At 33.7% G+C, this 20,010-nt stretch carries 15 protein-coding genes and 1 pseudogene; 5 read left to right on the top strand and 11 right to left on the bottom strand.

The window, feature by feature from the left end; all coding sequences use genetic code 11:
• The first annotated feature begins 1 nt into the window (after position 1).
• Together HQN62_RS07580 and lysA are read left to right on the top strand one after the other, a co-directional pair.
• Entirely contained in the window at positions 2-1,456 is a 1,455-nt protein-coding gene (locus HQN62_RS07580) for a glutamate synthase subunit beta (RefSeq protein ID WP_173503899.1), read from the top strand.
• A 325-nt stretch (positions 1,457-1,781) separates the two neighbouring features.
• Positions 1,782-3,005, top strand: a complete 1,224-nt coding sequence (gene lysA, locus HQN62_RS07575; RefSeq protein WP_116795746.1) for a diaminopimelate decarboxylase — start codon at positions 1,782-1,784, stop codon at positions 3,003-3,005.
• A 61-nt stretch (positions 3,006-3,066) separates the two neighbouring features.
• Here lysA and HQN62_RS07570 read toward each other — a convergent pair whose 3' ends face one another.
• Positions 3,067-4,035 carry a c-type cytochrome gene (locus tag HQN62_RS07570; protein ID WP_173503898.1) on the bottom strand — a complete coding sequence of 323 codons (969 nt, stop codon included), beginning with the start codon at positions 4,033-4,035 and terminating at the stop codon, positions 3,067-3,069.
• Between the two features lie 142 nt (positions 4,036-4,177).
• Complete coding sequence (gene pafA / locus HQN62_RS07565; RefSeq protein WP_173503897.1) at positions 4,178-5,794, bottom strand: alkaline phosphatase PafA; 1,617 nt, start codon at positions 5,792-5,794, stop codon at positions 4,178-4,180.
• 379 nt (positions 5,795-6,173) lie between these two features.
• On the opposite strand from pafA, the gene HQN62_RS07560 reads away from it, so the two are divergent.
• Complete coding sequence (locus HQN62_RS07560) at positions 6,174-6,953, top strand: class I SAM-dependent methyltransferase (protein WP_173503896.1); 780 nt, start codon at positions 6,174-6,176, stop codon at positions 6,951-6,953.
• A 13-nt stretch (positions 6,954-6,966) separates the two neighbouring features.
• Here the strand turns inward: HQN62_RS07560 and HQN62_RS07555 are convergent, their stop codons facing one another.
• From HQN62_RS07555 to HQN62_RS07535, 5 genes and pseudogenes are all read right to left on the bottom strand, one after another.
• The gene (locus HQN62_RS07555) at positions 6,967-7,380 is read right to left on the bottom strand and encodes a hypothetical protein (RefSeq protein WP_173503895.1); all 414 of its coding nucleotides are present in this window, start codon (positions 7,378-7,380) and stop codon (positions 6,967-6,969) included.
• A gap of 36 nt (positions 7,381-7,416) precedes the next feature.
• Positions 7,417-8,360 (bottom strand): annotated as a pseudogene (locus HQN62_RS07550) (NAD(P)H-dependent flavin oxidoreductase).
• A 13-nt stretch (positions 8,361-8,373) separates the two neighbouring features.
• The gene (locus HQN62_RS07545) at positions 8,374-9,987 is read right to left on the bottom strand and encodes a S8 family serine peptidase (protein WP_173503894.1); all 1,614 of its coding nucleotides are present in this window, start codon (positions 9,985-9,987) and stop codon (positions 8,374-8,376) included.
• A gap of 315 nt (positions 9,988-10,302) precedes the next feature.
• Complete coding sequence (gene mnmA, locus HQN62_RS07540; RefSeq protein ID WP_254454497.1) at positions 10,303-11,490, bottom strand: tRNA 2-thiouridine(34) synthase MnmA; 1,188 nt, start codon at positions 11,488-11,490, stop codon at positions 10,303-10,305.
• 144 nt (positions 11,491-11,634) lie between these two features.
• Positions 11,635-12,351 (bottom strand): toxin-antitoxin system YwqK family antitoxin, encoded by a 717-nt coding sequence (locus tag HQN62_RS07535; RefSeq protein ID WP_173503892.1) that lies wholly within the window; start codon positions 12,349-12,351, stop codon positions 11,635-11,637.
• Between the two features lie 415 nt (positions 12,352-12,766).
• Between HQN62_RS07535 and HQN62_RS07530 the strand changes: the two genes are divergently transcribed.
• On the top strand, positions 12,767-13,747 hold the full coding sequence (locus tag HQN62_RS07530) for a fasciclin domain-containing protein (protein WP_173503891.1): 981 nt from the start codon (positions 12,767-12,769) through the stop codon (positions 13,745-13,747).
• Positions 13,748-14,442: 695 nt separating this feature from the next.
• Positions 14,443-15,411, top strand: coding sequence for a fasciclin domain-containing protein (locus HQN62_RS07525; RefSeq protein ID WP_173503890.1), 969 nt, complete (start codon positions 14,443-14,445; stop codon positions 15,409-15,411).
• A 90-nt stretch (positions 15,412-15,501) separates the two neighbouring features.
• Here HQN62_RS07525 and yidC read toward each other — a convergent pair whose 3' ends face one another.
• From yidC to HQN62_RS07505, 4 genes are all read right to left on the bottom strand, one after another.
• Positions 15,502-17,400 carry a membrane protein insertase YidC gene (yidC, locus tag HQN62_RS07520; protein WP_173503889.1) on the bottom strand — a complete coding sequence of 633 codons (1,899 nt, stop codon included), beginning with the start codon at positions 17,398-17,400 and terminating at the stop codon, positions 15,502-15,504.
• Positions 17,401-17,524: 124 nt separating this feature from the next.
• Positions 17,525-19,138 (bottom strand): CTP synthase, encoded by a 1,614-nt coding sequence (locus HQN62_RS07515; protein WP_173503888.1) that lies wholly within the window; start codon positions 19,136-19,138, stop codon positions 17,525-17,527.
• 167 nt (positions 19,139-19,305) lie between these two features.
• A complete protein-coding gene (locus tag HQN62_RS07510; RefSeq protein ID WP_116795759.1) occupies positions 19,306-19,536 on the bottom strand; it encodes a DUF3820 family protein in 231 nt (76 codons plus the stop codon).
• A 55-nt stretch (positions 19,537-19,591) separates the two neighbouring features.
• On the bottom strand, positions 19,592-19,993 hold the full coding sequence (locus HQN62_RS07505; protein WP_173503887.1) for an OsmC family protein: 402 nt from the start codon (positions 19,991-19,993) through the stop codon (positions 19,592-19,594).
• Positions 19,994-20,010: the final 17 nt, after the last annotated feature.

Below are 20,010 nucleotides of genomic sequence, written 5' to 3'. Positions count from 1 at the left end.
CATGGGGAAAATAGGTGGATTTAAAGAATATAATAGAACCGACGAAAGTAACGTTGCTGTTCTAGAAAGAGTTACAAATTATAATGAATTTACAATTCCATTATCAAAAGAAAAAATCAAAGAGCAAGGTTCCAGATGTATGGATTGCGGAATCCCTTTTTGTCACAGCTCCTGTCCATTAGGAAATTTAATTCCTGATTTTAATGACATGGTGCACCAAGAAGAATGGGAAAGTGCATTGCAGATTCTACAATCTACAAATAACTTCCCTGAATTCACAGGTCGTTTATGCCCTGCTCCATGTGAAAAATCATGTGTACTAGGAATTATCCAAGAACCGGTTGCAATCGAAAATATTGAAAAAAATATAATTGAAAGAGGTTTTGCCGAAGGTTGGATCAAACCACAAACACCAGAAAAAAGAACAGGAAAAACTGTTGCAGTCGTTGGATCTGGCCCAGCTGGATTGGCAGCAGCACAACAATTGAACCGTGCAGGTCATACGGTTACCGTTTTTGAAAGAGACAATGCAATAGGTGGTTTATTACGTTACGGAATTCCAAATTTCAAATTGGAAAAAGGAATTATAGATAGACGTGTAAAAGTATTGGAAGCTGAAGGAATTACTTTTAAAACCAATGTAAACGTAGGAGTAAACTTTAGCGTAGCAGAATTAGAAGCTTTTGATTCTATCGTATTATGCGGTGGAGCAACCGAAAGAAGAGGATTACCTACTAAAGGTGCCGATAGCAAAGGTGTTGTTCAAGCTATGGATTTCTTGACTCAACAAACCAAAGTATTGTACGGCGAAAAAATTGAAGATCAAGTATTGGCAACTGGAAAAGATGTAATCGTAATTGGTGGTGGAGACACAGGATCAGATTGTGTTGGAACATCAAACAGACATGGTGCAAAATCGGTCACTAATTTTGAAATCATGCCGAAACCTCCAGTAGGAAGAAGCGAAACTACACCATGGCCATTTTGGCCGTTGCAATTAAAAACATCTTCTTCCCATGAAGAGGGTTGCAACAGAAACTGGTTGATTAATACTAAAGAATTCCTTGCTAACGAAAAAGGAGAATTAGTTGGATTGAAGACCGTTGAAGTGGCTTGGAAAATGGTTCCTGGTCAAAGACCTGAATTAATAGAGAAAGAAGGTTCTGAGAAAATTTGGCCTTGCGATTTAGCTTTGTTAGCCCTTGGATTTACAGGTCCAGAAAAAACATTAGCGGAGCAATTAGGTATAGAAGTCGATATTAGAACTAACTATAAAGCAACCAACTATCGAACTAATGTTCCACATATTTTTACAGCTGGTGATATGAGAAGAGGCCAGTCTTTAATTGTATGGGCCATCTCTGAAGGTCGTGAAGCAGCTAGAGAAGTTGATTTATACTTAATGGGCTTCACCAATTTACCAACAAAAGGTAATGGCGATTTACCTGCTTTATAATATTTGAACTAAAAATTAAAAATCCCTTGATATCATTTTTGTCAAGGGATTTATTTTTTAAAACGCATCAGAATTCAAACTTCGTTAAAAATTTAATTATTCAACAAAACAAACGTTAACTAAATACTGTTTTATCAATACAAAAACACAATTAATAAACTTCCGGAATAAATTTAGAATTTTAGAATAAAGTTAAAAAAATTCACAAACACGAACTAATTGTTGTAATTTAAACAATTTGTTATAATTTGTTAAATAACCGCAAATTGTTTGGTCGTAATACCAAAGAATAATAAATTTGTCAAAAATAATAAGCAATATCAAGATGCAAGCAAACGATTTACTACACTTAGCAGAACAATTTGGAAGTCCACTTTATGTGTATGATGCCGAAAAAATACAATCCCAGTATAATCGATTAACGAAGGCTTTTTCTAAGGTTTCCAATTTACGCATCAATTATGCAATGAAAGCATTGTCTAATGTCGCTATTCTCCAATTATTGAGAGATATGGGATCTGGATTGGACACTGTTTCTATTCAAGAAGTACAGTTAGGATTACATGCTGGTTATGCACCGGAAAAAATATTTTACACCCCAAATGGTGTTTCTCTTGAAGAAATTGAAGAAGTACATGCATTGGGAGTTCAAATCAACATTGATAACTTATCTATATTGGAGCAATTTGGAGCAAAACATCCACATGTTCCAGTTTGTATTCGTATCAATCCACATGTAATGGCAGGTGGAAATGCTAATATTTCGGTAGGACATATCGACAGCAAATTTGGTATTTCTGTACATCAATTGCCACATTTGGTTCGTATTGTTGAGAATACAAATATGAACATCGTAGGTATACACATGCATACCGGTTCAGACATATTGGATATTGAAGTGTTTTTATACGCTGCCGAAATTTTATTTGACGCCGCCAAAAACTTCAAAAATCTAGAATTTTTAGATTTCGGAAGTGGATTTAAAGTTCCTTACAAAAAAGATGATATTGCTACTGACATTGACGAATTAGGTAAAAAATTATCAAAAAGATTCAATGCTTTTTGTACTGAATATGGCAAAGATTTGACTTTGATTTTTGAACCAGGTAAATTTTTAGTAAGTGAAGCTGGATTCTTTTTGGCTAAAGTAAACGTGGTAAAACAAACAACTTCTACAGTATTTGCTGGTATAGACAGTGGCTTCAATCACTTGATTCGACCAATGCTTTATGGTTCACAACATTTCATAGAAAACATATCAAATCCGAAAGGAAAAGAGCGTTTTTACTCGGTTGTAGGATACATTTGTGAAACAGATACGTTTGCAACCAACAGAAGAATTTCTGAAATTAAAGAAGGAGATATTTTAGCTTTCCGCAATGCTGGAGCTTATTGCTTTTCAATGTCTTCTAATTACAATTCAAGATACAAACCAGCAGAGGTTTTATGGATGAATGGACAAGGATACTTAATCCGAGCTCACGAAAAATTTGAAGACTTACTTCAAAATCAAATTCCGTTGCCTGTAGGTGCAGCCGCAACAGTTTAATATAAAAAATCCCGTCTAGTTCTAAAAAACAAGACGGGATTTCTTTTTTTTATATATACCACTAAGGATTTGTGAACTTCTCAACGCTATTGTGTATCGGTTTTATCGTTTTTAAATAGGCGTAAATTGCTTTTAAATCTTGTTCTTTCATTCCGCCATACATTGTCCAAGGCATAACTGTATTAAAAAATCCTTTTGAAATTTTATTAGGAACATAACTACTGTCTGTATAAGATTTAAAGCGTTTAACAAAATCAGCCTCTGTCCATTTACCAATTCCGGTCTCTTTATCTTGAGTAATATTGGCCGAACGTGCAATACCTCCAGTCACCATTGGAAACTCAAAACCACCCGCCAATTCCATGCCTTCAATTGGTTTTCCTTTTTCTTGTTTCGAATGGCATTCCGAACAAGAAGCGGCATTAAACAAGTAACCTCCGTAAGCAACAGCATCACTTTCATTTGGTTTAGTGGAAAAATGGGGCTCATCCGGAATTGTATTAATTATAAAACTCATAGGAAAATCAGGTTCAGATTCAGGAACTATATTTTTGATAGGTTTCAAAGTTCTTAAATATACAATGATGGATTCCAAATCACCTTTATCCATTTTTCCAAAATGAGGATGTGGCATTATTGGAAACAAAGCTTCACCATTTTTTGAAACACCACTAGCAATTGCTCTCAAAACTTCTCCATCTGTCCAATCACCAATACCAGAAGGCGTAATGTTTTTTGCATAAAAACTACCAGGAAAACCAAACCTCTGATCAAAAACTTCTCCTCCTTTACCTAAAGTCCCATCTACCAATGGTCCCGAAAATTCATTCCAATTACGAGTGGAATGACAATCAATACAAACGCAAACATGGGTTGCAAGATACTTTCCTCGTTCCAATCGGCTTGCCGTTGGTTTGACACTGAGATATTCGATTTTCCCAACATTAGGCAAAGCCACTTTTACATATAATAAAATTGTCACAACCACAATGACAACTAATAGCAAGGTTCCTTTGATAATTTTCTTCATAATTTAGATTTATTTAGACAAAACAATTCAAATTTAACAGTTTCATCCTAGACCATCCTTTCAAAAATAAGAAAAAAAGTAATAAAAATAAAAATCCCATCCGCATAAACGAATGGGATTATAAAAAATTTCAAAAAAGTAATTATTTTTTAACAAACAATTCTTCTAAAACTTGAGATTCTGAACCATTTGGGGTAGTAATCTTTAACATTTTAGAAAGCGTAGGAGCTATTTCTGTTATGTATTCTTTTTTATTTGACTCTCCTTGCGGAACATGCCATCCGTAAAAAAGTAAAGGCACATTAGTATCATAACTATTAGGAGTTCCATGTGTAGTGCCAGTTTCTATACTTTCCAAATACCCTGCACCTTCAAGAATAACAAGATCACCACTTTGTTTTGGGTCATATCCTTTAAAAATAAAACTTAAATAATAATCTTGAGCAGAACCTGCTAAAATATCTTCTTGAGTATACACTCTTTTCACATACACTTGCGTCATTAAAAAGTCTTTGAAACTTTGTTTCACTCTTGCCAATTCCAATCCTTTTTGTTTTATAACGTCTCTATCTAAGTAAACATTAAAGTTGGAATAATTCAACACTAAATTAACCCCAAAAGTATCGGTAGAAAATTTACTCAACGAAGCAAAAATATCTTTGGAAGGAATGTTGGTCACATTGTATTTATGATCTTTCAAATAAATCGGATTTTCGGCAACAGCATGATCCGCAGTCAAGAAAACTAAGTAATTATCCTTACCGACTGTTTTATCCAAGTAATCCAAAAATGCAGCAATGGTAAGATCCAAACGTAAATAAGTGTCTTGAATCTCCATAGATCTTGGCCCAAAAGTATGTCCAACATAATCGGTTGAAGAAAAACTTACTGCCAAGAAATCGGTAATATTATCTTTCCCCAATTCCTCTTTATCAATAGCTCTCATAGCTAATTCAGCCAAAAAATCATTCCCAAATGGAGTCGTTTTCAAAACTTCCATTCCGGTTTCTTTGTAAATTTTATTTAAATCATACGGAAACACAGGTGGTAAAGATTTATCTAATCTTCCTTCATATGGATTGTTATCAGGCAAACTTTCGTTGTAAGTATCAATCGGCTTCAACAAACTCCATCCTTTATCGATATATTTCATATAATTCTTTTCACTGTTGAATTGAGTAACCCAATCTGGCATTTTATCCCCATAAAAACTACTTGAAATAAACGCTCCCGACTTAGTACACCAAAATGCCCAATTCGCAAAATGACCCGCTGGCAAAATAGCGCCACGATCCTTAATACTCAAACCGATCACTTTCCCATTAAAGTTGGTTGCCATACGCAATTCATCAGTAATTGTAGTGCTCAATAGGTTTTTGGGAGACATCGCCCCTTCTTTTTCAGTACCTTCCACTAGCGTTTTAACACTGGCATCATCCGTACAATACATGTTTTTTCCAGCAGAACGAATGTACCAATCATTTCCTATTATTCCATGCACAGCAGGTGTTGTACCTGTGTAGATAGAAGCATGTCCAGGAGCAGTAAACGTAGGCACATAATTATAATTCATATTATAAAAAGTAAACCCTTTATCCATCAGTCTTTTAAAACCATTAGTTGAAAAATCATCCGAAAAACGATATAAATACTCCATTTTCATTTGATCTACAACGATTCCAACAACCAATTTAGGGCGTTGTTGTGCTTGACTACTAATAGAAAAAACACATACTAAAAACAAAACAATTTTTCTCATAATAAATTTTTAATAGTACACAAAAATACACTTTATCTTGTAAAAAAAGTCTAAAACAAAATAACTAATACAATAAATTAACCCATTGATAACCAAAAATTAGTAAATCATCAAAACAATCTGGGCATGACCCCATTAAGGAAAGATGCCAACTCAACTTTACGAGTATTCGGCCTCTTTCCCTAATGCCGTAGAGCTATCCGCGCTACTTCGGTAGCTAGCTTCAAATAAAATTCACTGAACTCCTATGAAAATAAATGTATAGTGAAGTAATCCCTCACGCACTGCAATCAAGACCTTTTTGAGAAATTAAGAACTTTCATTTTCATAAGCTAAAAACAAAAAATAAATATTAAATTTGAGTACAAAACCACTGACTATGAACATGTACGACAACGAAAATACCGTTCAAAAATCATTTGATGAAACTTATTTATCCGAAGATCTCTTACAAGCCCAATGGGCCGAATTTACGGAACTCAAAAAAGTCATCTCCGAAACATATTCAAAAAAAGGAAGTCCGCTTACCCTTTTGGACATTGGAATAGGAAGTGCCAGAATAGCACGTCACCTAAGTGCCATTCCCGAAATGTGGCAGATGATAGAAAACTACGAAGGTACCGATAATGCCGAAGCCTGTATAAAACTTGCCCAAGCAACAGCCGAAGAACTGCACATTGAAGACAAACTAAAAGTACATCTACTCGATGCTGTCAATTTAAATCAGCTTCAGAAAAAATATGATTTAATCATTTGTACTTGGTTTACTCCAGGCAATTTTTATCCCGATAATTTCCCTTTCAATGAGTATAATGATTCCTATAAAAGATTGGATTTATCAAAGAATGAAAAATTTACAACTATTTTTTCAAATGCCTATTCTTTACTACAACCAAATGGAGAAATAATTCTTGGTGCCTGCTACATTGACAATGGCAACACCCGAAAAAAACAGGAGCAATCTTATCAAAAAATGGGAATGAAAATAATCACAAATGCCAGCGATAGCTTTACTGCCACCAAAGAGCAATTTTGGTCACAAAGATTTACAAAAGAAAAAATTAAAAATTATTTGTCTTTTGTAAAACCCGAAAATATAGTTTTTACGCCTCTTGATCCTTATGATTATGCGATGCAAATCAGGATTAAAAAAGAGTAATCAACTCTTTTTTTTATTCAAAATTGACAATATTATAAGCGAATACCCTATCTTCATATTTGACGTACAGTTGTTTCCTGTTATCTTGTTTTTTTCGGGTAATAAAGGAAAGAGTACAATCTTCTCCATTGTTATCTTTACAAACAAATGGATAAACAAGATCAGTTGTACTTTCTTCAACAGGAAGAGATTCGATAATTTCAAACAACTGAATTACTTCCGAATAAATCACAATTCTATTTTTGTTGGTATCCAAATTTACCAATATACTTACTGGTTTTAATTCGCTCCAATCACCAAATTTGCCTTTCCCCTCTTTCACTGAAACACTTAAACCCGTTGTTTTGAATTTATAGGTTTGACTAAATCCATGATTCAATCCAAAAAAAAGAAACAATAATAGAGACCCTATTTTTAACTTACTCATTATCTTAAAATTTGTATGAAAACAAATATAACAATTTTAAAAACCAAATGAAACTACTTCCAGCTTTGCTTGTTTAAATTCGGCAATCATCTCATTTACTATATCTTTTGCCGGCAATATTTCTTTGATTAGTCCCGCTATTTGACCAATTTCCAATTCCCCTTCAATCAAATCCCCTTCAAACATTCCTCTTTTGGCTCTAGCCCTTCCTAGTAGAGTAGCCAGTTCTTCTTTAGTCGGACATTTTTCATACAACTCCTGTACGTCTTTATAAAATTTATTTTTAATCAAACGAACAGGTGCAAGTTCTTTCAGTGTCAATTGAGTGCCTCCTTCTTGGAGATCAATAATAGTTTGCTTAAAATTTTGATGTGAAGAAGACTCCAACGAAGCGGCAAATCTACTCCCCACTTGCACTCCATCTGCCCCAAGAACCATTGCGGCAAGCATTCCACGACCTGTAGCTATCCCCCCGCAGCAATTAGCGGAATAGAAATTTTATCTTTTACCATCGGTATCAAAGTAAAGGTCGTCGTTTCTTCACGTCCATTGTGTCCCCCAGCCTCAAATCCTTCGGCTACAACAGCATCAACTCCCGCATCTTGAGCCTTCAAAGCAAAAACAGAACTACTCACTACATGCACAACCGTTATTCCATTTTCTTTCAAAAAAGGAGTCCAGGTTTTAGGATTTCCAGCCGATGTAAAAACGATTTTTACTCCTTCATCGACAATAATTTTCATTATTTCGTCAATATTTGGATACAACATAGGAACATTGACCCCAAATGGTTTATCTGTTGCTTTTTTACATTTTTGGATATGCTCTCTTAATATTTCTGGATACATAGAACCGGCACCAATCAAGCCCAATCCTCCTGCATTACTAACGGCGCTAGCTAATTTATAACCACTGTTCCAAATCATTCCTGCCTGAATAATAGGATATTTAATATTGAAAAGGCTTGTAATTTTGTTCATATATAAACGTTGCTTATTGTTTGATTAGTTTTCCGGTAGTCACATTGCCATTACAATCTATTTCATAAATATAGATTCCAGCTTGCAATGCTTTTAGGGAAATAGTTGGTGAAGTTTTTGAAATTTTCTGCTCTGTTATTTTTTGTCCTAGCATAGAATAAATACGAAATACTCCTGAATCAAAATTACTCAAAAACGAAACAGTAGTTACATCAGTTGTTGGATTGGGATACAGAAAAACATTTTTTATAGAAAAATCATTAATTCCCAATCCATTGGACAAAGCCAAGCTAAAATCTGGAATTCCATACCCATATTGATTATTCGGAGCAGTACACCTATCGGCTGATTTCACAATTAAATCTTTGATTTCTTTATTAGTTTTATTTGGAAACGCTTGCCACAAACAAGCCACCATTCCTGCCGTAATTGGACTCGAAAAAGAAGTTCCGTTTGCTGTTACAATATTCCCTGAAGAATCAGATAAAACGACTGCTTGACCTTGCGCCATAATATCTGGTTTTACTCTTCCGTCAAATGAAGGACCGATGGAACTAAAACTGGTTACCGTTTTGGTTGCATTTACTGCTCCCACAGTAAGTACAAAAATACCATCTGCAGGGACTGCTATATGAGGATTTGCAGTAGCTCCCTCATTCCCAGCGGAAACCACCACTACCATTCCACGAGAAAAAGCAATTTCGGCACCGCGAGTCATAAAAGCCGTTTTTCCGTCCATATCATTATACGTATGATTGTAGGCTGTATTGTCAAATTCAAAATAGCCCAATGAGGTATTGATAACATCCACTCCCAAACTATCCGCTTTCTCTGCCGCCTCCACCCAATAGGATTCTTCAACAGGATTTTCGGTTGCAGCATCTTCTGTTCTAAACAAATAATAAGAAGCGTCTGGAGCAGTTCCTATAAGAGCATTATCTTTATATCCTCCCATAGAAGAAAGAACCATCGCACCATGCGAATCTCCTTTATAAAAATTGGAATCTTTATTCACAAAATCATAACCTCCCAATATTTGATTGTTGTCTCGCAGTCTTTGGAATGGTTGCGCTGTATTAACTCCAGGAAAACCAGCGTCCATAACCGCTATTATTTTTCCTGAACCTGTATAATTCTGCTGATGCAATACATCTCCGTGAAGCATTTGAATTTGATTTGCAGAACTACCATATGCAAAATCGATTTGTGTTGCCAATACTTTATTAACGGCTTTCATTTTGTTAGAAGTAGCTTTTTTTCCAGTCGTATTGAGTGATTTATTGGCAAAATCGATTTTATCAACAAATGAGAAAGATTTCAAGGAATTAATTGCTGTTTGAGTTCCACGAATATGCAAAGCATTTAGCCACTTGGATTTTGCCATAACCGTAATTCCCGAAACCCCTTTTATTTGACTAATAAAAGCGGGATTAATAGGAATATCTTTTGAATCCAAAAGAATATTTTGCTTAGTTCTTCGATCTATGGCTCTTTGCGAAAACATCAACAAAGGATTGTCATAATAACTTTGAGAATTATTTTTGACATTAAAATATACCCAAGCATCTTCTTGGGAAAATCCCACAAAACAGGAAAAGAACAAAATAATAAACAATATTTTTTTCATGTTTTAGCAATATTTAACCATATAAGTCATATAAGTACATTTAAGTTTTATGACTGTCTGCAAAGAGTACCAAGCTTTTTTTGCCACTGATTACACAGATTCACCAAGATTTTATTCCTAGTTATTAAAGAAATCTGTGTAAATTTTTTTAATCTATGGCTAATATTATTGGTTTGGTATTAGTTTCAGTTTCACTTCAATTTCCTAAACTTATATTTCTTATCTGTTTCAAAATTTTTATGATGTTAACCACATGTTGGCTTCAATTCAACTTATATGTCTTATATGTTTCAAAAACCACCTTTTCTTCAATCATTACGAAATAACCCCAGAACCAACTAACTCATCCCCTAAATACCAAGCAGCAAATTGCCCCTCTGTAATAGCTGATTGTGGTTCTTCAAAAGAAACATACATACCATTTTCAAATTGATGCAAAGTGGCTTTTTGCAAAGGCTGTCTATATCGAATACGCGCCATAACTTCCATCGATTCACCATTGGCCAAAGCCAAATCTTCACGAATCCAATGCACTTCGGATTTTTCAATAAACAAAGCTTTTTTGAATAATCCCGGATGCATACTCGACAAACCAGTATAAATTGTATTAGTCTCTACATCTGTGGCAATGACAAACAAAGGATCTGTTGTCCCACCAACATTCAAACCTTTTCTTTGACCAACCGTAAAATAATGAGCTCCTTGATGTTTCCCCATTATCTTACCCATTTTTGGCGTATAAGGTATTTTTCTGGAAGCAAAAAGCAATTGCTCTTCAACAGATAATTCATTCTGCATTTCATAAGAATACACAGAATCGTTTTTATCAATTTGGATAATTGTACCTTCTTTTGGCTGTAGTTTTTGCTGCAAAAATTCAGGCAAACGTACTTTTCCAATAAAGCAAAGTCCCTGGGAATCTTTCTTTTCGGCTGTTACCAATTCCATTTGAGCAGCTATTTCACGTACTTCGGGTTTTGTTAATTCACCAATTGGAAACAATGCTTTAGACAATTGTTCTTGGGATAATTGGCATAAAAAATAAGATTGGTCTTTATTGTTATCAACACCGGCAAGGAGTTGGTATACTTTTTTACCATTCACTTCGATTTCACCTTTTCGGCAATAATGCCCTGTAGCCACATAATCGGCACCAAGACTCAAAGCGATTTTCATAAAAACGTCAAATTTTATTTCGCGGTTACAAAGTACGTCAGGGTTTGGAGTTCTCCCTTTTTCATATTCGCTGAACATATAATCAACGATTTTTTCTTGGTATTGTTCGCTTAAATCAACTGTCTGAAAAGGAATACCTAATTTTTCGGCAACCAATAAGGCATCGTTACTGTCTTCCAACCAAGGACATTCATTTGAAATTGTCACTGAATCATCGTGCCAATTCTTCATAAAAAGACCTATTACCTCATATCCTTGCTGTTGCAACAAATATGCCGCTACACTTGAATCTACACCACCAGAAAGACCTACAACTACACGTTTCATTGTCAAAAATTGATTGTTTACATTTTAATCTTTCGCAAAAGTACAAATAATAAACCTACTTATAGCAACATCAGGATTGATGAAAACAATGCAACAATAACCCAAAATAATATCTCAAGAAATAGACTAAAGATTCCTAAACTCTTAATCTATTTTTACTTTATCTTTTTTTAGTTGTGGCTTTTTAGGCTTATCCATATTCTCCTCACTTTCCAATTTCCCATTGATAAAAAACTGCCACTTCCCAACTTTCTTGCCATTTTTGAACTTTCCTTTTGCAATAACAAGATCATTCGGGTCTTTATAGACAGCCTCACCTTCATATTCGCCATTTTTGAAAAAACTATTTTCCAAAACAATTCCTTTCTCAGAATATTTTTTATAAACACCTTCTTTTAATCCGTTTTTATAAATGGTTTCATCCACAATTTTACCGCTTGGATAGTATACTGTTCGGACTCCATCGAGTTTTCCATTTTTATAATTCTCCAAAGTCATAATTGTTTTTGAAGCCTTATGATAATATTTCCATTGACCTTCTCGCAGTTTATTTATCTCTTTACCTTCACTCACAACATTTTTATTCTGGTCATAAAAAACGGTATAACAAGAGTTGTCCTTAGCATTAAAAGTTCTTGTCGCAATAATTGATTTTGCTTTTGTATCGTCAAAAAAATTAAAAACACCAACTTCCTTGCCATGTTCAAAAGTCCCTTCATAACGCTGTCTCCCAGATTCTTCATAAAATCCTTTCCAAACACCGTGCTTTTTTCCATTCTCATCTAATGGATTGGAATCTGTTTGTGAAAAAACACTTTGAAAACACAAGAAAAAAATTAAAAACCTAAAAATATAGAACATAGCATTACAATTTGGTTAGAACAAAACAAATGTATTTAAAATAGTAAACTAATAATACATAGGTTTAATATGATATAAAAGTACATAAATATTTCAATTCAAAAGTCACTAAAAATTACCGTAATTATAACTTACAAAATAGAAAAAATAGGAAAAAAAAGACTAACTATCTCGGTTTTTTGTTTAAGTAAACTAGCAAAAAGAGTTGAATTATTAAAAACAAAAGATCAAGCTACATAACACTAAAAACAAGCACTAACAATAGATAATAAAAACACAACTTACTGATTTTCAAGTATAAACAAAATAAAACAAAATAATAAAGTTTATTTTTTTGTTTAATATTTCATTAATTTAAATAAACAACCATTGAAAATAATATTTAATTTTGGTTAAAGAATCAAAAACAACTATTATGAAAAATTTATTAAAACTCAGACCATTGGGATTACTAGCTCTAGTACTAGTAAGTTTTATTTCTTGTACAAAAGATGACAATGAAATGGAAAGCACACCAATCGCACAAACAAACACTTCTATTGCAGAAATTGCAGTTTCGAATCCAGACTACTCTATTTTTTCAGAGGCATTATCAAAAGCTGACTTAACATCAACATTGACAGCCAAAGGTACCTACTATACTGTTTTTGCACCAACCAACGCAGCTTTCACAGCATTTTTGAAAACGACACCCTATAAAAGCATATTTGAAGTACCTAGAGATGTATTAATACAAATATTATCGAATCACATTGTTAAAGGCAAACTAAAATCAACCGACTTAACAACAGGTTATGTTAAAACACTAGCAAAAGGAGGCGCATCGTCCAATAATACTCTAAGTATGTTTGTTAATACTTCAAACGGGGTACAATTGAATGGAGTTTCAAAAGTTATAAAAGCAGATATATTGGCGGCAAATGGTGTTATGCATATTGTTGACGCAGTAATTCCTTTACCAACTATTGTAGATCACGCACTTGCAAATCCCAACTTCTCGATTCTGGTTGCCGCATTAACCTATAATCCATCATCTGGTTTCGCAGGAATTTTATCCGGTACCGCTAGTTCTCCATTTACAGTGTTTGCGCCAACAAATGATGCTTTTGTAGCATTCTTAGGTGAGACAGGGTTTTCAGGCCTTTCAGCAATACCTGCAAACGTTTTAGAAAAAACATTAAAATATCACGTATTTACGGGAGCCAATGTTTTATCTTCCCAATTAAGTGACAACCAAGTTATAGGTATGTTTTCGGGACAGAATGTAACTGTAAAATTCACTCCAACAAGACTTGTTGATGTAAATAGCAGAAATTGTAATATTATAGCAGTAGACGTGCAATGCACTAATGGAGTTATCCATGTACTAGACAAAGTACTCTTACCTACTTTTTAAAAAATCAAATTATTTTCCATAATTACTTTTTATAACGGAAAACTTATATCAAAATAAGATTTTCCGTTATTTTTTTGTCTAACTATTCACAGGTTACTTTATTAGCCTTCATTGATACACGAATAGGGTTTAAAAATACTAACATAACATCATTTGGCCTTTACAATCAAATTTTAGACATAATCATTACTGAACTAAAACCAAATACTAATGGATGCATAAATTAGAAATTTAAAGTGATTTCGATAAATAATTTACAAATACATAATCTCATTTATGAACAATAAAAAAGCTAAGAATCTTTTACCTAAAAACAATTATCTAGTACTTTAAGTCTCTGATTTAGCCAATTCAATGAAATCGAAACTTACAACAAAATCATCAATTGGATTTTATTGTCTAAAAATTTGATCCTAAAAAGCAGCCAACCCAAAATTCCAATACATTAAAAAATTTTTTTTTATAATGTTTAACTATATCACGCCTAAATCAATAGCAAACAAATAAACCAACCCTCTAAAACATTACATATAATTGATTTACAAGTACTTATAAGCGATTAAACACTTTTAAAAAAAATCATAAATTTTTGGTTTTGTTTAATTTTTTTTAATTTTTATCAAACAACTAATTATTTAAATCACTAGTTTTGTTTAAGAATTTAAACTAATTATTAAACATAAAACCACAACAAGATGAAAAATTTATTAAAATTCAAAAAGGAAATAGCTTTGGTTCTCTTATTAATCATTGGTATCTCATGCAACAATGATGACAACACCACTCCAACACCAGTTGCAGATAATACGATTACAGGAATTGCTTCAAGTAATCCAGATTTCTCAATTTTAGTTGAAGCATTAACAAAAGCCGATTTAGCAACAACCTTAAAAGGAGCTGGACCTTATACCGTATTTGCACCTACAAATGCCGCGTTTACCGCTTTTCTCAAAACCACACCTTACGCTACCATCAAAGATGTACCAACAGCTGCGTTAACTCAAATACTACTAAATCACGTAGTAAGTGGCAAAGTAAAATCTACTGATTTAACAACGGGTTACATAAAAACTCTCGCCAAAGGTGGAGCATCAACAACTAACACATTAAGTATGTTTGTCAACACTTCATCTGGAGTAAAATTGAATGGAGTTGCCAAAGTCGTCACAGCAGATATTATGGCGACAAATGGAGTAATACATGTTGTAGACGCTGTAATAGGTCTTCCTACGATTGTAGATCATGCGATTGCCAATCCAAACTTTACCACATTAGTAGCTGCATTAACCTATAATCCAGCCTCAGGATTTGCAGGAATATTATCTGGAACAGCAAGTTCACCTTTCACGGTTTTCGCTCCAACAAATGATGCATTTGGAGCTTTCTTAACAGAAACCGGTTATTCTGGATTATCTGCTATTCCAGCCAATGTACTAGAAAAAACATTAAAATATCATGTAGTTGCTGGTGCCAATGTAGAATCAAAACAATTGACAAATGATCAAGTCGTAACTACTTTTTCCGGTCAAAATGTTACCGTAAAATTTACTCCTACCCGATTATTGGATGTTAGCGGAAGAAATTGCAATATCATTGCAGTCGATGTTCAATGTTCCAATGGAATCATACACGTATTAGACAAAGTTCTACTACCCACGTTTTAATAAATATAATTAATTGGTTGTTAATCTACTTTGTTAAAACAAAAAAGCTCCTGGTAAACAGGAGCTTTTTTACTTATATTCAATTTATATTTATTTCTTTTTTGCTTTTTGAGCTTCGGCTTGTTCCATCGCTTCTTGCAGTTTTTGTTGAAATTTACCTGGTTTCTTAGGCTCTTTCAATTTGTTCTCTTGAATTTGAGCATGAATCTTATCTGGATCTACAATGTGATTTTTGATTACAAACATAATTCCGATTGTAATTAAATTCGACATGAAGTTATACAAACTCAATCCTGCACCGTAACTATTGAAGAAAATCAACATCATAAGTGGTGAAATATAAATCATGTATTTCATCATCTTGGCCATATCCGGCATTCCTTCTTGTTGAGGAGCTGCCATTTGTTGATCACCAGAAGTCATTTTCATATAAAAGAAAATTGCTACGGCAGCCATTAATGGAAACAAACCAATATGATCTCCGTATAATGGAATATGGAATGGTAGTTTATAAACAGAGTCAAATGAAGACAAATCATCTGCCCAAAGGAAACTTTTTTGTCTCAACTCAAAAGCTGATGGAAAAAACTGAAACGAAGCATACATAAATGGAATCTGAATCAGGGCCGGAATACAACCCGCCATAGGATTCACACCCGCTTTAGAATACAGCTTCATTGTTTCCTGCTGCTTTTTCATTGGGTCTTTTTTGAATTTCTCACCCAATTCTGTAATCTCAGGTCGCAATACTTTCATCTTGGCTTGGGACAAGAATGACTTATAGGTAATAGGCGACATCGCAATTTTAATGATAATTGTAAAGATAATAATTGCTAATCCATAAGAAATATTACCGCTTAAAAAACCAAATAATGGTATAAAAATAAATTTATTTATCCAACCAAAAATACCCCAACCCAGTGGAACTATTTTCTCCATACCCTTATCATAAGCTTTCAGAGTAGCATAATCCGTTGGCCCAAAATACCAATTCATTTTATAGTCCACTTCACCATTTTGAAAAGCTAATGGTACTGTAGCATTAAACTGCTTAGTAAAAATAGTATCTTTAGTTTCATCCAATACAACGTTATTAGATTTTAAACTAGATTTTTCAAAAGGAGTATTTGTTAATAATATAGAACTGAAAAAGTGCTGTTTAAAAGCTACAAATTTAACTTTTTCAGGAGTATCTTCTTTTGCTTCTTTTCCTGTTCCAGAAACATTGTCAAATTTTTCATCTCCATACTCATAGTTCAAAAGCGTAAAACGGTTTTCGTATGAAATACTTTTCTCAGTTCTGAACGTTTTTAAATTCCACTGTAAATCCAATGGTTTAGCCGTATTCAATACTTTATTCAATCCTTGAGAACGGATATCAAAACCAACCATATAATCGTTTGGTTTCAAAATATATTTATACTCCAAGAATTCATTTGGACCTGATTTCAATTTCATCGAAAGAATTTGATCAGCACCAACTTTAGTTAATGTAGGTTCAAAATACAAGTTTTTTGTATTTAAAACTCTATTATCACTTGTTTGCAATTGAATATTCAAATCGGCATTGTTGTCTTTAATCAAAGAAACCAATTGTCCAGAATTCTTCTTAAATTTTTCAAAATTCTTCAAAGTAGCTTCTACAATGTAACCTCCTTTATTGGCGATTTTTAATAATACAAAATCATTTTCGATTGTTGTAACATCATTTTTTGCCGAAGGTAAAGTAGCAGAATAAGCAAAACCACCTAAAGTTTTTTGCAATTGAGCCAATTGAGTAGAATCACCGGCAACAGCAGCCATTGGAGTTTCAATTGATTTTACGGCTGCCGCTTTAGCTTGTGCTTCTTTTGCAACCAATTCTTTTTTAGCCTTTTCTGCAGCAAGAGTTGCCTCCGAAGGTTTGTTTTGGTACATCATCCAAAGAAAAATACCAATAATCAATACAATACCTATAACCGAGTTAAGGTCTAATTTTTTTTCTTCCATTTTATTTATTGTTGTTTTTCGTCTTTCTAATTTAGATGAATTAGAAACTGATTTTGTTAGTCATCGAAACATCGCTAATGTTACATTTTTACAAAAATCATTTCTAAAATCTAATTATAAGCTTTTATTTCTTTTTTGCCTTAACAGCTGCTGCCACAAAACTTACAAAAATAGGATGTGGATTTGCTACAGTACTCTTATATTCTGGGTGGTATTGCACACCAATAAAGAAAGGATGATCTGCTAATTCAACAATCTCTACAAGACCCGTATCTGGATTTACACCAGAAGAAATCAATCCCGCTTTTTGCAATTGATCTACATATTGACTGTTGTATTCGTAACGGTGACGGTGACGTTCCGATATTGATGTTTTTCCGTAAATTTTGTGTGCCAACGAATCTGGTGTTATATCACATTTCCATGCACCAAGACGCATTGTTCCTCCTTTGTCTGTTACATTTTTTTGATCTTCCATCAAATTCACTACTGGATTTGAAGTTTTATCATTCATTTCGGTAGAATTAGCATCTGCCAATCCTAATACATTTCTGGAATATTCAATAATCGCCATTTGCATACCCAAACAAATTCCGAAAAACGGAACTTTATTTTCACGGGCATAACGAATCGCTTCAATTTTTCCTTCTATTCCTCTTTCTCCAAAACCTGGAGCCACTAGAATAGCATCCAAACCGGATAATTTTTCTTTAATATTCTCAGAATCTATAAATTCTGAATGTATAGAAATAACATTAACTTTAGTTTCATTTGCAGCACCTGCATGAATGAAAGCCTCAAGAATTGACTTGTAACAATCTTGCATTTCAACATATTTTCCAATCAAACCGATATTTACGGTATGTTTTGGGAATTTCAACCTACGTAAGAAAGTATTCCAGTTTTTTAAATCCGGAGCTGCTTTTTTAGGTAAATCCAATTTTTTCAGTGCCACAACATCCAGTCCTTCTTCCAACATTAAATTTGGAACTTCATAAATTGTAGAAGCATCTATAGATTGAATAACTGCCTCTCTTTTTACATTACAAAACAACGCTAATTTGTTGCGAATTTCATCTGAAATCTCATGCTCTGTTCTACAAACTAAAATATCAGCTTTGATTCCGCTTTCCATCAAGGTTTTTACGGAATGTTGTGTTGGTTTGGTTTTTAATTCTCCAGCTGCAGCCAAATAAGGAACCAAAGTTAAATGAATAACAATTGCATTATTTTCACCTAAATCCCACACCAACTGACGCACAGATTCGATGTATGGCAAAGACTCAATATCACCAACAGTACCTCCAATTTCAGTTATAACTATATCAAAATCGCCCGATTTACCAAGCAATTGCATTCTTTCTTTAATCTCATTAGTGATATGAGGTACAACCTGAACGGTTTTTCCTAGAAATTCTCCTCTACGTTCTTTTTCTATTACCGAAAGATATATTCTACCTGTAGTTACATTATTGGCTTGAGAAGTTGGTACATTCAAGAAACGCTCGTAGTGTCCTAAATCCAAATCAGTTTCCGCACCATCATCCGTTACATAGCATTCTCCATGCTCATAAGGATTCAAAGTTCCTGGATCGACATTGATATAAGGATCAAATTTTTGGATTGTCGTCCTATAACCTCTAGCTTGTAACAATTTTGCCAAAGATGCTGCTATAATTCCCTTTCCTAAAGAAGAAGTCACACCACCTGTAACAAAAATATATTTCGTTTGATTCATTCTGTTGTTGTTTGTATTGTAGTTATGTAAAAAACGTGGCAAAAGTACAAATTTAATTGGAATACTAGAGTGTCCAATATTAGATTTTTAGACTTGTAGGATAATTGGCTAATTAGCAGACAACTTTAATCTACCCATCTAAAAATCTAGCAAACCCCACAATTAAATTACGGTTTTGGGTACTTCTTTTTTATGTTTCGAATTAATTCTTCGAGTCCGTTGAGTTTTAGCTCATAAATTAATTTCAATTGATCGCCCAGTTCTCCTTTTGGGAAACCTTTATTACTGTACCAAACTATATAATACTCGGGTATATCAATAAGAAACCAGCCTTCGTATTTACCAAAAGGCATTTTGGTGTGAGCCAGTTTTATGAGTTGTTTTTGGTTTTGGTCCAAAATAAGGAGTTATCAATTATTATTTATGAGTTTTCAGAAAAATGAACACTGCATTCTAACTCCAATTAAAAATAATTCGCTTATCAATATCAGTATTCAAGCTCAAGAAAACTGGGCAAGTCATTGCAGCTCTTTCCAAAATAGTTTTATCCTTTTGTTCCGTAACACCATGCATTTCAAAAACAATTTCGATGGCACCTATTCTTCTAGGCTCAGCATTCATGATTTTGGTAACGGCTGCAGTTGAACCTTTAAAATCAACATTCATATCTCTTGCTTTTATCCCCATAATCGTCATCATACAGGTAGCCAAAGCATTGGCAACTGAATCTGTTGGAGAGAAAGCTTCTCCTTTTCCATTATTATCAACCGGAGCATCCGACAGGATTTCACTGCCCGATTGTATGTGTATAGAGGAAGTTCGTAAATCCCCTAAATAAGTTACTTTTGAAGTCATTTTTTTGAATTTTCTGT

The sequence above is a fragment of the Flavobacterium sp. M31R6 genome (assembly GCF_013284035.1).
Taxonomy (GTDB): Bacteria; Bacteroidota; Bacteroidia; order Flavobacteriales; family Flavobacteriaceae; genus Flavobacterium.
Note: the sequence above shows the minus strand (reverse complement) of the source record. Positions and strands in the feature narration are given on the sequence as shown.